The sequence below is a fragment of the Nocardia sp. NBC_01499 genome (assembly GCF_045040275.1).
In the GTDB taxonomy this organism is placed as follows: Bacteria; Actinomycetota; Actinomycetes; order Mycobacteriales; family Mycobacteriaceae; genus Nocardia.
This window is the reverse complement of record NZ_CP109426.1, coordinates 4,924,969-4,937,854: the sequence shown is the minus strand read 5'-3', so window position 1 is coordinate 4,937,854 and position 12,886 is coordinate 4,924,969. Positions and strand designations below refer to the sequence as shown.

Sequence of the window (12,886 nt, the reverse complement as noted above, 5' to 3'; positions counted from 1 at the left end):
CATAGCCAGTGCTAGACGAGAAGGAGCCGCGCGTGCCGGAAACCACCAGTCCGGAAGCGATTGTCGCCGAGGCAGAACGAATCAAGGCGGCCGGTGATTGCACGCCGCGTCTCGCGCGTGACCCGGTGAACCAGCCGATGATCAACAACTGGGTCGAGGCGCTCGGCGATACCAATCCCATCTACGTCGACGAGGCGGCCGCCAAGGCGGCGGGGCATCCGGGCATCGTCGCGCCGCCCGCCATGGCCCAGGTCTGGACCATGTTCGGGCTCAACGGCATTCGCCCACTGGATGATCCGATGGGCGAGGCGACCGAGCTGCTCGACGCCGCCGGGTACACCTCGGTCGTCGCCACCGATTGCCAGCAGACCTACCACCGCTATCTCAATGTCGGCGAGCAGGTCTCGGCGACAAGCAGGTTGTCCGATATCCGCGGTCCGAAGCGGACGGCTCTGGGGGATGGCTGGTTCGTCACCTTCCTGACCAGCTGGCACGTCGGTGACGAGTTGGTCGCCGAGATGCTGTTCCGCCTACTGAAGTTCGCGCCGGGCACGGCGCCGAAAGCGCCTGCGGGCGAACGGGTCAAGCCGCTGGTCTCCTTGGACACCGAGTTCTTCTGGGCGGGCACGAAAGCGGGCGAGCTGCGGATCCAAAAGCTGCCCGACGGTTCGCTGCGGCATCCGCCGATCCCGGCCCTGTGGAAGGACAGGTCGGAGCAGACCGACTACGTCGTCGCCTCGGGGCGCGGCACGGTATTCAGCTACGTCGTGCACCACGCGCCGAAAGTGCCTGGGCGGCAACTGCCGTTCGTGGTCGCGCTGGTCGAATTGGAGGAAGGGGTGCGCATGCTCGGGGAATTACGCGGTATCGAACCCGCCGAAGTACAGGTCGGGCTCCCCGTTCGGGTGGAGTTCGAGAAGCTCGACGACGAGGCGACACTGCCGGTATGGCAGGTGATTTCATGACCGCCACCGTCGAGCCGACCTCGGTACAGGTCGGTACCACGCTGCCGGAGCTGGTGATCACCGCCGATCCGACCTTCGTGGTCAGTACGGCCTTGGCCACCAGGGACTTTCAGGATGTGCACCACGACAGGGACAAGGCGGTCGCCCGCGGTTCCAAGGACATCTTCGTCAACATCCTCACCGACACCGGCATAGTGCAGCGCTTCGTCACCGACTGGGCCGGGCCGCGCGCCGTGGTGAAGTCGATCTCGCTGCGCCTCGGCGTGCCGCTGTACGCCGGTGACATGCTCACCCTGACCGGCACCGTGACCGCCATCGACGGCGCGGACATCCACATCGACGTGGTCGGCAAGGACAGTCTCGGCGACCACATCACGGCGAAAGCCGTTATCGCTTACCGGAGTTCGCATGAGTGAGCCGGCCCGCCCGTCGCCCGACCGCCACCCCTCAGCGAATCGCTCCGCGATGCCGAGTATCTCGGGCCGCGCGGCCATCGTCGGCATCGGCGCGACCGATTTCTCCAAGGACTCCGGCCGCAGCGAGTTGCGCTTGGCCGCAGAGGCGGTCACCGCGGCGCTGGCCGACGCGGGCCTGACACCGAATGACGTCGACGGCCTGACCACCTTCACCATGGACACCAACACCCAGGCCGCCGTCGCCCGCGCTGTCGGTATCCCGCAGCTGACGTTCTTCAGCCACATCGGCTATGGCGGCGGCGCGGCCTGCGCCACCATCCAGCAGGCCGCCATGGCGGTGGCCACCGGCGTCGCCGATGTGGTTGTGGCCTACCGCGCCTTCAACGAGCGCTCGGTGTCGCGGTTCGGTCAGTTCTCCACCGCGCTCGCGTCCGCCCCCACCTCGTCGGGGATCGACGCGGGCTGGTCCTACCCGCAGGGTCTCGGCACCCCGGCCGCGCAGGTGGCCATGGTCGCCAGGCGCTATATGCACGTATATGGCGCTACCAGTACGGATTTCGGCCGCGTCGCGGTGGCCGACCGCAAGCACGCCGCGGTCAACCCGGCCGCGTTCTTCTACGGCAAGCCGATCACCCTGGCAGACCACCAGAATTCGCGGTGGATCGCCGAACCGCTGCACCTGCTCGACTGCTGCCAGGAGTCCGACGGCGGTGTCGCCATCGTGGTCACCAGTGCCGAACGCGCCCGCGACCTACCGCAGCGTCCGGCCGTAATCGCCGCCGCCGCACAGGGTTCCGGCGCCGACCAGTACGTCATGACCAGCTACTACCGGGACGCGATGTCCGGTCTGCCGGAGATGGGCTTGGTCGGCGATCAGCTCTGGGCCCAAAGTGGTTTGCGCCCTGACGATATGCAGGCCGCCATCCTCTACGACCACTTCACCCCGTTCGTCCTGATGCAGCTGGAGGAACTCGGTTTCTGTGGCCGCGGCGAGGCGAAGGACTTCATCGCCGACGGTGCCATCGAGGTCGGCGGCAGGCTCCCGCTGAACACGCACGGCGGACAGCTCGGTGAGGCCTACATCCACGGCATGAACGGAATCGCCGAGGCGGTACGCCAGATTCGCGGCACCTCGGTGAACCCGGTGGACAACGTGGCGAACATCGTGGTCACCGCGGGCACCGGCGTACCGACCTCGGGACTGGTACTCAGCGCCGACTAACGCGGCGGCGCGCCCGGCTGATCGTGGGTCGAGCAGTGGATGCCACCGCCGCCCGCCGCGATCTCGTCGATCGGCACCGCGACGATATCGCGGCCGGGCAGGTGGTCGCGCAGGATGCCCTGCGCCCGATCGTCGGCCTGCCGGTCGCCGAATTCGGGCAGGAACACCGCGCCGTTGGCGATGTAGAAGTTCGCGTAGCTGGACACGAATTCATCGCCGTGGCCGGTGATCAGGTCCGGATCGGGCTGCGGCAGGTCGATCACCGCCAGCTTGCGACCGCGCGCGTCGGTGGCCTGCGTGAGCACCTGCCGTGCCTGCTCGCTCGATCGTGACCAGGAGTCGGCGGGCGAGCCGGGAAACGCGTTGTCCAGCAGGACAACTCCGGGTGCCACGTAGCGCACCAGGCAGTCGATATGCGCGTCGGTGATGTCCTCGCCGCGCACGCCCGCGCACCAGATCACCTTCTCGATGCCGAGCGTCTGCTTCAACTCGGCGTCGAGCTGGTCGCGGTTCTTACCCGGATTGCGGTTGTCGTTGACGATCGAGCTCTCGGTGACGAGCAGGGTGCCCTCGCCGTCGGTCTCCAGCGCGCCACCCTCGGCGATGAACGGGGCCTGGTATCGGGGAATCCGGTAGCGCGACAGCAGCTTCCGGCCGAGCGGGCCGTCGTTGTCGTGTCGCTGCTTGTTGCCCCAGCCGTTGAAGTTGAGGTCGACACCGACGACCTTGCCGGACTGTTCGACGAAGACAGGGATGGTGTCGCGCGCCCAAAGGTCGTCCACCGCAAGCGAAATCACCTCGACGCCGCTGCCGCACGCCCGCTGCGCCTCGTCGCGCTGGTCGTCCCTTGCCAGCATCACCACCTGCTCGTACTCCGCGATCTCACGGGCCAGGCCCGCGATATCTTCACGGACGTCGCCGAGGTATGACCCCCAGATCGCGGCCTGGGCGGGCCACGACATGTAGGTGCGCGCATGGCTCTCCCACTCCGCGCCGAACCGGCCGCCGGGCCCCGCCGGTTCGGGCGTGCCGGAGCCGCTGGGTTCGGCCGGATTGGCCGGCTCGGATGAGCCGCATGCCGAGACGCCTGCGGCGAGCAGGCCGGTGAGGACGCTGAAGGCAGATCGGCGGGACATGTGGTTCTCCATCACGGGCTCCGATAGTCGATGATCCTGGCTAAAGATCCTGACTGAAATTTCAGTCAGGAATGCACGGTACCATTGACCGCATGTCTCGTCGCGATTCGATCCTGGAGTCCGCCGCCCGCGTGGTCGCGCAGCGCGGTATCCGTGGCCTACGGGTGGAGGAGCTGGCCGAAGCGGCTGGCGTGTCCACCTCGCTGATCTACTACCACTTCAAGGATCGCGCGGGCCTGCTCGCACAGACCCTGGACTTCATCAGCACCAGGGCCGAGCGCTACACCGAATCCGGCATCGACGCCGCCGCCGACCCGATCGGTCACCTCGAACAACTGCTGCTGCTCGAGCTGCAGGACGCGCCGCTGGTCGTGGAGAACAGCACCGCGTGGGGCGAGTCCCGCGCCACCGCCGTCTTCCAGCCGGAGCTACGCGCGCAACTCCGCAGTGCCACCGTCCGCTGGAGCGACTGCCTGAGCGCGCTGATTCGTAGCGCCCAGGATCGGGGCACTGTCCCCGCCGATGTCGTGGCGGCCGATGTCGCCGAACGGCTCACCGCGCTGGTCGAGGGCGTGAGTATGCGCTGGCTCAGCGGCACCCTCGAACTTGCCAGGGCCCGCGAATTGGTGCGCGGCGCAATCGCTCTCGAACTGGGGTCGCGGTCCTGAGCCCACGCGCGGAGCTGCCCGGTCGTGTCCGCCGGTAAGTTTGAAACGCCCGCGATCGCCGCACGTGAGGAGCCCCATGACCGCTCGGCACCTTGTCGATGTCCACGTCCTGCTCATCCGCGACGGCCGCCTGCTGCTCAGCAAGCGCCGCAGCGACGACGAATTCGACGGCCTCTGGCACCTGCCCGCAGGCAAGCTCGAGGCAGGCGAATCCGCCACCGCCGGTGCGGCCCGCGAGGCGAACGAGGAGACCGGCGTCCGCATCGACCCGGCCGAACTCCGCCACATCCACACCTCCCACGTGGTCGGCTCCGGCCACGAACCCCGCCTCGGCCTCTTCTTCGAAGCCCGCCACTGGACCGGCAACCCAACCAACCGCGAACCCGACCGGTCCTACGAACTCCGCTGGTTCCCGCTCGACGCCCTCCCCGACGCCATCATCGCCTACCCAGCCGCGGGCATTCGCGCCCACTTCACCGGCGCAACCTACAGCGAACGCGGCTGGTACGCGGCCACGGCGGCCGATCCGCTCGCCTTGCCCGAGGGCGAGGACATCGAGCTGGACCTGCCTGATCGGAGCGAGCACGCTCAGGGCGCGGACCTCGACTGAGGCTGCCGACCTAAGTTCCGATCCCGCGGAAGTAGATCGTCAGCAGTGTGGTGAGTTGCCGGAGGCTGTCCGGGGTGCCCGGCGCGAGTTTCGCACGGCTACCCGCGAATCGGTCGAAGACCACGCCCTCGAGCAGGGCGATGAAGTCGGCGGCGGCCGTCGTGGAATCGGGAATACCCATGGCGCGGAACAGTTCTCGGGCGCGTTCGGCGGAGAACAGGCTGCGCGCCAAGCTGGTGTGCAGTTCGGTGTCCGACAGCAGGTCGAGGATGAGGGCATGCCTGGCGATCAGGTGATTGCGGCGTTCGGCGAGTAGGCGATCGAGCCAGGTGGCGATTCCGCGCGCGGTGGCATCGGGATCGACGGGCCCGGCCGTGGTGAGTTGAGCGGCTATGAAGTCCGCGCGGGAGCGCGTCGTGATCCGGTCGACGATCGCCTCGATGAGTGCGCGTTTCGTGCGGAAGTAGTACGACGCCGAGCCGGCGGGGAGGTCGAGCGCGGTGTCGAGGGCTCGGTGGGTGAGTGCTCGAATGCCCTGGGTGGCAATCAGATCGATCGCGGCGTCAACGATCAGCGCGCGCCGGTCGGTTGTGGACATCATCACCTTTCCTGGCCCCGCTGCCACGGGGACTCTACAAATGTAGAGGACGAGGAGGTGTCATGGAAATCGACGGTGAAACTTCGGGGATCGTCCTGGACGCGGATCAGGTGCGGGCGGCGGCGCGGCTGGGGGACCTGGTAGATCGGCGGGGTAGGCCGATCAAGCGGCGCCGGGGGATCTATCTGCATGGCAGGCCGGGGCGGGGTAAGACGATGGTGATGGATCGGTTCTTTGCCGGGGTTGCCTCGGATCGTAAGCGGCGCTTTCATTTTCATCAGTTCTTTGTCCGGCTGCATGCCGCTGTTCATGCCTCGGGCTCGATCGACGCGGGCGTTGCCGCGCTGCTCGGCGATGCGCGTTTGGTCTGCTTCGACGAGTTCCATGTGCATGACATCGGGGACGCGATGCTGATCGCTCGGATGCTCGACGTTTTGTTCGTGCGCCGGGTGACGCTGGTGGTGACGTCGAATTACCCACCCGAGCGGTTGCTGCCGAATCCGCTGTTCCATGAGCGGTTTCTGCCGACGATCGCGCGTATCACCGCGAATCTGGACGTGGTCTCGGTCGACGGACCGTCGGACTATCGCACCCGATCACTCACCTGCCGAACAGGTTTCGCCGCGGGTGAGTATCGGATCGAGCCCGCCGACGCAGCGGCCCTCGGCGCCGACAACGCGCGAGCGGACGCGGTCTCCGTGCCGGTCGGCACCCGCCAACTGCGCGCAAGGTCCGTCGCCGATGCCACGCTCACCATCGAATTCGCCGCGCTGTGCGGCACTCCCACCGCCACCGCCGACTATGTCGAACTGGCCCAACGCTTTCAGCGCTGGATCATCTGCGATGTGCCGCCGCTGCGCGACGCGCCAGCGGACTGGGTGATGCGTTTCGTCAATGTGGTCGACGTGCTTTACGACGCGGATCGAGAACTTACCGTGCGTGCTCGGGTTCCCTTGGTGGACTTGGTCGACGACATACGCGGCGTCCCGGATATCGGGCGAATCGCCAGTCGTTTTTGTGAACTATCCCAAGTGGCACCTTCGCGTATCGGATAGTTGTGCAAGAGGCGGACGACCTGGGCCGGAGCAGCGCAGTGCACGGTTAAAGAGGAGGGATTCCGAAGTATTCGATTCCATCCCGAGCGGACCGCCCGGCATGTAACTATGTGGCTGTTTTGTGCAGTACTCAGATTTGGTGGTAATCAGTGGCCGGGGCGCGAGCGCCGATAATGCGCGTGATCGTGCTGATCACGCTGCTCGCCCTTGCCGCAATAACCTTGCACGGATTCATCCCAGGAGTGACCGAATCCCGCGATAACCGTTCCGCGCCTTCGGCATTGTCGGTGGCGCTGATGCCGGTGCTGCTCACCGTGTCCATGGTGATCCTGCTCGCCGGGGTGATCGCCAGCCAGCACCGCCTGCCGCTCGCCATGCCCGAGCCCGACCGCGACACCGGCCGCCAGCAGTGGCGACTCGGCCGCATCGGCCTGCTCGTGTTGGCGGGGCTCGCGGTTCTGGCCCTCATGCTCGCCGCCGCGTCCGCGGTGATCTTCGTCGGCGGCGGACGTGCAAGCACGCCCCCACCAACGGCGGCGGCCCCGACCACCGGCCAGCAGCCCGACGAGTTCGCCACCGCCACGCCGGACCCCGGCACCACCCCCACCGAACTGACCGGCACCGCGCTGCTGCTCACCGCCATCGCTGCCATCGCACTGCTCGGCGTTGCCATCGCCGGGCTGGTCGTGGTCACCGTTGCAGCCAGGCGCCACCCTGCCCCCGCGCCGCTGCCGCTGGTCCCGGTCGCGCCCACCGCGGTGGACTCGCTGGCCAGAGCCGCCGAAATGGGCTTGGCCGCAATGAATGTGCCGGGTCAGGAGCCGCGCGCCGCGATCATCGCCTGCTACGTCGCCATGGAACGCGGGCTCGCCTTCGACCGGGCCGCCGCGCCGCTGGCCTCGGACACCCCGATGGAGGTGCTCGCCCGCGCCTTCGAGCGCGGCGCGCTGCACGACGCGTCCGCGCGGGAGCTGGTCGCGCTGTTCGAGGAGGCCAGGTTCAGCCCGCACGCGATGCTCGAGTGGCAGCGGATGCGGGCCGAGCAGCTGTTGCGAATCGTCTTGGCGGACTTGCAAGGAGAGGCGGCAGCTTGAATCGAACGGCCATCGTCGTCAGTGCCGCGATCGTCGTCGTGCTGATCGAGCTCATCACCCTCGACCGAGCGCGCGAGGTGATGCTGCTCGTCGCCGCGGTCCCGGTGACGGTGGCACTGGCCTGGCTCGTCTGGTCGCTGCTGGAACGCGCGGAGCCGCGCGGCTACGCGGACATCGACGAGATCGAGAACGGTCCCGCCGAGATGCTGCACCGCTGGCACGCCAGGGCGCAGATGCTCGCCGACCGCGCCGAGGGCACCCGCGCCGACTGGGATCGGCACCTGCGTCCGTTGCTGGCCAAGGAGTTCGAGCTGTCCAGCGGGCAGCGGGTCACCAAGAACCGCAGGGCGACCGAGGCCGCCGGTATTCATCTGTTCGGACCGGAACTGTGGCGCTGGGTGGATCCGGCCAACTCGGCATTGCGTGATCAGACCACTAGGGCACCGGGACGGGCGGCGCTGGACGAGATCCTGAGCCGCCTGCAAAGAATGTGAAATGGGTTGAGGCAAGTGCGGGTACACACATGACGATGCCGATGGATGCCACCGTCCAGCGCAACGATGCCGTGCTCAGGGAGCTATCCCGGGTCATTGTCGGCAAGCAGGAAGAGATGCGGCTGATCATGATCGCGGTGCTGGCTGGTGGCCACGTCCTGATCGAGGATCTGCCCGGTCTCGGCAAGACCTTGATCGCCAGATCATTCGCCGCGGCGCTCGGCCTGCAATTCACCCGCGTGCAGTTCACCCCCGACCTGCTACCCGCCGATCTGCTCGGCTCGACCATCTACGACATGTCTTCGGGCCGCTTCACCTTTCGGCGCGGGCCGGTGTTCACCAATGTGCTGCTCGCGGACGAGATCAACCGGACGCCGCCGAAAACCCAAGCCGCGCTGCTCGAGTCGATGGCCGAGGGGCAGGTCAGCATCGACGGCGAAACCTTCCAGCTGCCACAGCCTTTCATCGTGCTCGCGACGGACAACCCGATCGAGTACGAGGGCACCTATCCGCTGCCGGAGGCCCAGCTCGACCGGTTCGCCATCCAGCTCAGGCTCGGCTACCTGTCCGAACAGGACGAGAAGCAGATGATCCGGCGCAGGCTGGAGCGAGGTTCGACGACGCCGCAGGTCACCCAGGTGGTGGACGCGAACGGGCTGATGGAGATGCGCCAATCGGTCGAATACGTCACGGTGCATCCTGATGTGGTGAGCTACGTGGTCGCGCTCGCCACGGCCACCAGGGCGCACCCGCAGGTGGAGGTCGGCGCGAGTCCGCGCGCGGAGCTGGACCTGGTGCAGATGTCGCGGGCCCGCGCGCTGCTGCTCGGTCGCGACTACGTGATTCCGGAAGACGTCAAGGCGCTGGCGATTCCGGCGATGGCGCACCGGATCACGCTGCGCCCGGAGATGTGGGTGCGCCGGATCCGCGGCGAGGACGTGATCAGCGAACTGCTGCGCCGCCTGCCTGTTCCGCGCGCCACCGTGACATGAGCGGTGAGCGAACCATGTGCCAGCGCGCTATGCCCATGACGGAGACACAGTCATGAGGCATCGCGACGCGAGCACCGCGGTCGAGGCCGAATTGCGGTGGCGCCCGGCACCGTTGGTCTTCATGCTGGCGATCTGTGCCGCGGCGGCGCTGGTGCTCGCGGTCGTGCTCGGGCGCTGGCAGCTCGTCGTGTTCGCCGCGCCGCTGCTCGGTGTGCTCGCCACCGCGCCGTGGCAGCAGTCCTCGACGAGGATCCAGGTGGACGGCGGTGGGACGCTGCGCTGCTTCGAATCCGAAGAGGTGGTGCTGACCGTCGCCGCCTTCGTCGAGCGGGGGCACGCGCTGCTGCGGCTGCGGCCGGAAAAGGTTGCCGCACTTGGTGTCGAGGTCGAGCAGGCCAGCGATTCCGGCGTCGCGCCCGCCGGTCTTCGCCTCGCGCTGTCGGCGGATCGTTGGGGCCGTTATCCGGTGTCGGTGCGGGTGTCCGCGCTCAGCCCGGCGGGCCTCGCGGTCGCGAACGTCGTGCTGCCCGCTGGACAACTGTTCGTCTATCCGATCACCGACCCGCAGCGAATGCGCTTGCCGCGCACCGAACTTCCCGAACGTCTCGGCACCCACCTGACCCGTCGGCACGGACCGGGCGTCGAGTACGCCGACATCCGCGCCTACGCGCCCGGCGACCAGCTGCGCATCGTGAACTGGCCGGTGAGTGCGCGGCGCGGCAGGTTGTACGTCACCGAGCGGCTGACCAACCGTTCGGCGGATGTCGTTGTGCTGGTGGATACCTCGCAGCAGGCGCCGGGCCCGGCCACCGATTCCCTCGAACTGTCCGTGCGCGGTGCGGCACAGGTGGTGCAGTCCACCTTGCAGGCCGGTGACCGTACCGCCGTCGTTTGCCTCGGGCAGCGGCCGCGCTGGTTGCGGCCGGATATCGGGCGTCGTCAGTTCTATCGGATCGTCGACACCGTGCTGGACGTCGGCGACGAGTACATCCCGACCACCGGCACCCTGGCGCCGCACTCGGCCGTGCCGCTCGGGGCCATCGTGGTCGCCTTCTCCACGCTGCTCGACACCCAGTTCGCGCTGGCGCTGATCGATCTGCGCAAGCGCGGGCATGTCGTTGTGGTGGTGGATGTTCTGCGCGGCACCCCATTTCGTGGACTTCTCGATCCGACGCTTGCCAAGATGTGGCAGCTGGAGCGGGCCTCGATGTACCGCGATATGGGCACCGTCGGCGTCGATATCGTGGCCTGGCCCGCGGACACCCGGCTCGATCAGATCATGCGCGTGCTGCCGGAACACCGCCGCACCGTCCGGGTGCGCCGATGACCCGATTCCTCGCCGTCCTGTCGGGCGTACTGCTGGTGACGTCGGTGGCGCTGCTCGAGCCGTGGGCGGCCGTGCCTGCCCTCGTCGTGGTCGCCCTCGGCTGGTGGTTCCGCCCCGCTGCCGTCGCCGCTGTCCTATTGGCGGTTGGCGTGCTCGCCGTCGCGAACTCCGGCGTACTCGCTGCCGCCGCAATGGGATTGGTCGCCACCACGTACCTGCTCAACGCCGCCACCGTCACCGCCCCGCGCGGCGTGGTGCCGACCACGGTCCCCTCGGTGACCGGCGCGGTCGGCTTCGCCGCAGTCGGCGTCGGTGCCGCCCTGCTTCCGCTGCGCCTGGCCTGGGCCCCGCTCGCCGCCCCGGTTCTGGTGATCCTGTTGTACGCCTTGGTAGTCCACGGAGCCGCCGTCCGCCGCGCCCGCAACGCCGACCCCCGCCCGCCGGGCTCCGCTCAAACGCAGCCGCACCATATCTGATTTCCCGCACTTGGAATCGCATGCGGGCTGTTGCGAAATGAGGGGTGGGTGTTGTCTGGCCGCGTAGTGGCCGGACAACATGTTTGGTGGGTTGGTGGGTGTGTCGGGGGTTGGTGATCGATGATGTGTTGGTGGCCAAGGGTTATCGACCGGTGGAACGTGATCAACAGTTTTTGATGCCGCCGGATATGCGGGAGTGGTTGGCTGATTCGGATCCGGTGTGGCTGGTGATCGAGGCGGTGGCGGGGTTGGATACTTCCCGGTTGCATGCCAAACGCCGCACTGGTGGTGTGGGTCGTGCCGGGTATGACCCGGAGATGTTGCTGACACTGTTGATCTGGGCGTGGGCTCAGGGGCAGCGGTCCTCGCGCAAGATCGAGTGGTTGTGCTCGCGTGATGTGGCGTTTCGGGTGATCTGTGCCGGGGATGTGCCTGATCATGTGACGATCGCCCGGTTCCGTGCCGAGTTGGCTGATGTGGTGGAGGAGTTGTTCTCCCAGGTGCTGGTGTTGTGCGCACGGCTGGGTTTGGGCCGGTTGGGGGTGGTGGCGATCGATTCGGTGAAGATCGCCTCGAACGCGTCGTTGAGCGCGAACCGCACCGGGAAGGGATTGCGGGCCGCGGCCGCTGAGCAGGCCGGCACTGATGCCGCGCGGGCCGCCGCGCGGGCCGCGGCGCGGGCCGCGGCCGCTGAACACGCCGCGACAGACGCCGCCGAGGATGAACAGTTCGGGCCCGGTGAACGCGGTGGCGGGATGCCCGCGGAATTGGTCGAGCCCTCGGCGCGGGCGGCGCGGATCGCTCGGGCGTTGGCCGAGCTCGAGGCCGAGACCACCGAGCGGGCCGCGGGTCGTGCGGCGCGGATCAGCGACTATCAGCGTCGTCGTGACGAGCAAGGTCAGCGGGTCGGGACCCCGCCAGCCGAGATCCGGGTGCAGATATTGACCCGGAACTGGGAACAAGCCCGCGCCGCACAGCAGCAGAAAGTCCAGGACTACCACGCCGGTGGGTCCCGGCGTGGTCGCCGGCCCGTACCGGTGGACGAAGCGTTCGCGGTGCGACGGGTCCGCAAGGCCCTGGACCGGGCCATCGCCGCCGCCACCCGCGAGCAGGCCCGGCCCGAGCGAAAGACTCAGCGCAACATCACCGATCCCGAATCCCGGCCGATGCCGCTGCGGGGTGGGGGCTGGTTGCAAGGGTTCAACTGTCACACCGTCACCAGCAGCGACGGACTGATCATCACCACCCACCTCACCAGCAACCCCAGCGACACCGCCGGTTTCACCGACATCATGGCCAAAACCCACACCGCCGCCGACCTCATTACTAGCCATCAACCCGCAGGAACCGTCGAAAATCCTTCCATGGCAATGCTTCTCGATGAATACCTCACCGCAACAACCCAGACCGAAGCTACCGCGGCATCGCTGGGCGAACCGTCGGCGACCGGAATCGGGATACTGCTCGCCGATACCGGCTACCTGTCCACCGACAACCTCACCACCGCCGGACCCGAGCGGCTCATCGCCGTCGGTAAACGCCGTGACCTGGCCACCATCGCAGCCACCACCGGGCCCCCGCCCGCCGATGCCACCGCGATCCAGAAGATGACTCACCTGCTGGCCACCTCCCAAGGCGCGGCTCTCTACCGCCACCGCGGCCACATCGCCGAAACCCCCTTCGCTCACGCCAAACACAACCTCGGGTTCCGCCGCTTCACCAGCCGCGGCCACTACCGCGCCACCACCGAATTCAGCTTCCACGCCCTGGTCCACAACCTGTTCAAAGCCATCAGCACCGGGCATCTCACCCCCACTCCCTGCTGACAAGCAC

Annotated in this window: 14 protein-coding genes; 12 read left to right on the top strand and 2 right to left on the bottom strand. The window is 67.7% G+C overall.

Annotated elements, in window-relative coordinates; genetic code table 11:
• The first annotated feature begins 32 nt into the window (after nucleotides 1-32).
• Genes OG203_RS22555 through OG203_RS22545 form a run of 3 tightly spaced genes read left to right on the top strand, consistent with a single transcriptional unit; the run spans nucleotide 33 to nucleotide 2,603 of the window.
• Nucleotides 33-965, top strand: coding sequence for a bifunctional MaoC family dehydratase N-terminal/OB-fold nucleic acid binding domain-containing protein (locus OG203_RS22555; RefSeq protein ID WP_405167583.1), 933 nt, complete (start codon nucleotides 33-35; stop codon nucleotides 963-965).
• On the top strand, nucleotides 962-1,381 hold the full coding sequence (locus OG203_RS22550) for a MaoC family dehydratase (protein WP_405167955.1): 420 nt from the start codon (nucleotides 962-964) through the stop codon (nucleotides 1,379-1,381). The genes OG203_RS22555 and OG203_RS22550 overlap by 4 nt, the downstream gene beginning before the upstream one ends.
• A 49-nt stretch (nucleotides 1,382-1,430) precedes the next feature.
• Nucleotides 1,431-2,603 carry a lipid-transfer protein gene (locus OG203_RS22545; protein ID WP_405167954.1) on the top strand — a complete coding sequence of 391 codons (1,173 nt, stop codon included), beginning with the start codon at nucleotides 1,431-1,433 and terminating at the stop codon, nucleotides 2,601-2,603.
• On the opposite strand, the gene OG203_RS22540 is transcribed toward OG203_RS22545, so the two are convergent.
• Nucleotides 2,600-3,739 (bottom strand): agmatine/peptidylarginine deiminase, encoded by a 1,140-nt coding sequence (locus OG203_RS22540; RefSeq protein WP_405167582.1) that lies wholly within the window; start codon nucleotides 3,737-3,739, stop codon nucleotides 2,600-2,602. The genes OG203_RS22545 and OG203_RS22540 overlap by 4 nt on opposite strands.
• Before the next feature lie 92 nt (nucleotides 3,740-3,831).
• On the opposite strand from OG203_RS22540, the gene OG203_RS22535 reads away from it, so the two are divergent.
• Nucleotides 3,832-4,407, top strand: coding sequence for a TetR/AcrR family transcriptional regulator (locus OG203_RS22535; protein ID WP_405167581.1), 576 nt, complete (start codon nucleotides 3,832-3,834; stop codon nucleotides 4,405-4,407).
• Nucleotides 4,408-4,483: 76 nt separating this feature from the next.
• A complete protein-coding gene (locus tag OG203_RS22530; RefSeq protein ID WP_405167580.1) occupies nucleotides 4,484-5,017 on the top strand; it encodes an NUDIX domain-containing protein in 534 nt (177 codons plus the stop codon).
• Between the two features lie 10 nt (nucleotides 5,018-5,027).
• On the opposite strand, the gene OG203_RS22525 is transcribed toward OG203_RS22530, so the two are convergent.
• Nucleotides 5,028-5,615 (bottom strand): TetR/AcrR family transcriptional regulator, encoded by a 588-nt coding sequence (locus OG203_RS22525; protein ID WP_405167579.1) that lies wholly within the window; start codon nucleotides 5,613-5,615, stop codon nucleotides 5,028-5,030.
• Between the two features lie 62 nt (nucleotides 5,616-5,677).
• Between OG203_RS22525 and zapE the strand changes: the two genes are divergently transcribed.
• The 7 genes from zapE (at nucleotide 5,678) to OG203_RS22490 (ending at nucleotide 12,879) form a co-directional block, all read left to right on the top strand.
• Nucleotides 5,678-6,670, top strand: a complete 993-nt coding sequence (gene zapE / locus OG203_RS22520) for a cell division protein ZapE (RefSeq protein ID WP_405167578.1) — start codon at nucleotides 5,678-5,680, stop codon at nucleotides 6,668-6,670.
• A gap of 173 nt (nucleotides 6,671-6,843) precedes the next feature.
• Entirely contained in the window at nucleotides 6,844-7,764 is a 921-nt protein-coding gene (locus tag OG203_RS22515) for a DUF4129 domain-containing protein (protein WP_405167953.1), read from the top strand.
• Nucleotides 7,761-8,258, top strand: a complete 498-nt coding sequence (locus OG203_RS22510; RefSeq protein WP_405167577.1) for a hypothetical protein — start codon at nucleotides 7,761-7,763, stop codon at nucleotides 8,256-8,258. The genes OG203_RS22515 and OG203_RS22510 overlap by 4 nt, the downstream gene beginning before the upstream one ends.
• A gap of 29 nt (nucleotides 8,259-8,287) precedes the next feature.
• Nucleotides 8,288-9,250 carry an AAA family ATPase gene (locus OG203_RS22505; protein ID WP_405167576.1) on the top strand — a complete coding sequence of 321 codons (963 nt, stop codon included), beginning with the start codon at nucleotides 8,288-8,290 and terminating at the stop codon, nucleotides 9,248-9,250.
• Between the two features lie 52 nt (nucleotides 9,251-9,302).
• The gene (locus OG203_RS22500; protein WP_405167575.1) at nucleotides 9,303-10,577 is read left to right on the top strand and encodes a DUF58 domain-containing protein; all 1,275 of its coding nucleotides are present in this window, start codon (nucleotides 9,303-9,305) and stop codon (nucleotides 10,575-10,577) included.
• Nucleotides 10,574-11,053 (top strand): hypothetical protein, encoded by a 480-nt coding sequence (locus OG203_RS22495; RefSeq protein ID WP_405167574.1) that lies wholly within the window; start codon nucleotides 10,574-10,576, stop codon nucleotides 11,051-11,053. The genes OG203_RS22500 and OG203_RS22495 overlap by 4 nt, the downstream gene beginning before the upstream one ends.
• Before the next feature lie 113 nt (nucleotides 11,054-11,166).
• A complete protein-coding gene (locus tag OG203_RS22490) occupies nucleotides 11,167-12,879 on the top strand; it encodes a transposase (protein WP_405163570.1) in 1,713 nt (570 codons plus the stop codon).
• Nucleotides 12,880-12,886 lie beyond the last annotated feature (7 nt).

What these genes read in the sequence shown, in the direction of transcription:
- OG203_RS22550 (WP_405167955.1), top strand. Translation starts at nt 962, where the DNA reads ATGACCGCCACCGTCGAGCCGACCTCGGTACAGGTCGGTACCACGCTG.
- OG203_RS22545 (WP_405167954.1), top strand. Translation starts at nt 1,431, where the DNA reads ATGCCGAGTATCTCGGGCCGCGCGGCCATCGTCGGCATCGGCGCGACC.
- OG203_RS22540 (WP_405167582.1), bottom strand. Translation starts at nt 3,739, where the DNA reads ATGTCCCGCCGATCTGCCTTCAGCGTCCTCACCGGCCTGCTCGCCGCA.
- OG203_RS22535 (WP_405167581.1), top strand. Translation starts at nt 3,832, where the DNA reads ATGTCTCGTCGCGATTCGATCCTGGAGTCCGCCGCCCGCGTGGTCGCG.
- OG203_RS22530 (WP_405167580.1), top strand. Translation starts at nt 4,484, where the DNA reads ATGACCGCTCGGCACCTTGTCGATGTCCACGTCCTGCTCATCCGCGAC.
- OG203_RS22525 (WP_405167579.1), bottom strand. Translation starts at nt 5,615, where the DNA reads ATGTCCACAACCGACCGGCGCGCGCTGATCGTTGACGCCGCGATCGAT.
- zapE (WP_405167578.1), top strand. Translation starts at nt 5,678, where the DNA reads ATGGAAATCGACGGTGAAACTTCGGGGATCGTCCTGGACGCGGATCAG.
- OG203_RS22515 (WP_405167953.1), top strand. Translation starts at nt 6,844, where the DNA reads ATGCGCGTGATCGTGCTGATCACGCTGCTCGCCCTTGCCGCAATAACC.
- OG203_RS22505 (WP_405167576.1), top strand. Translation starts at nt 8,288, where the DNA reads ATGACGATGCCGATGGATGCCACCGTCCAGCGCAACGATGCCGTGCTC.
- OG203_RS22500 (WP_405167575.1), top strand. Translation starts at nt 9,303, where the DNA reads ATGAGGCATCGCGACGCGAGCACCGCGGTCGAGGCCGAATTGCGGTGG.
- OG203_RS22495 (WP_405167574.1), top strand. Translation starts at nt 10,574, where the DNA reads ATGACCCGATTCCTCGCCGTCCTGTCGGGCGTACTGCTGGTGACGTCG.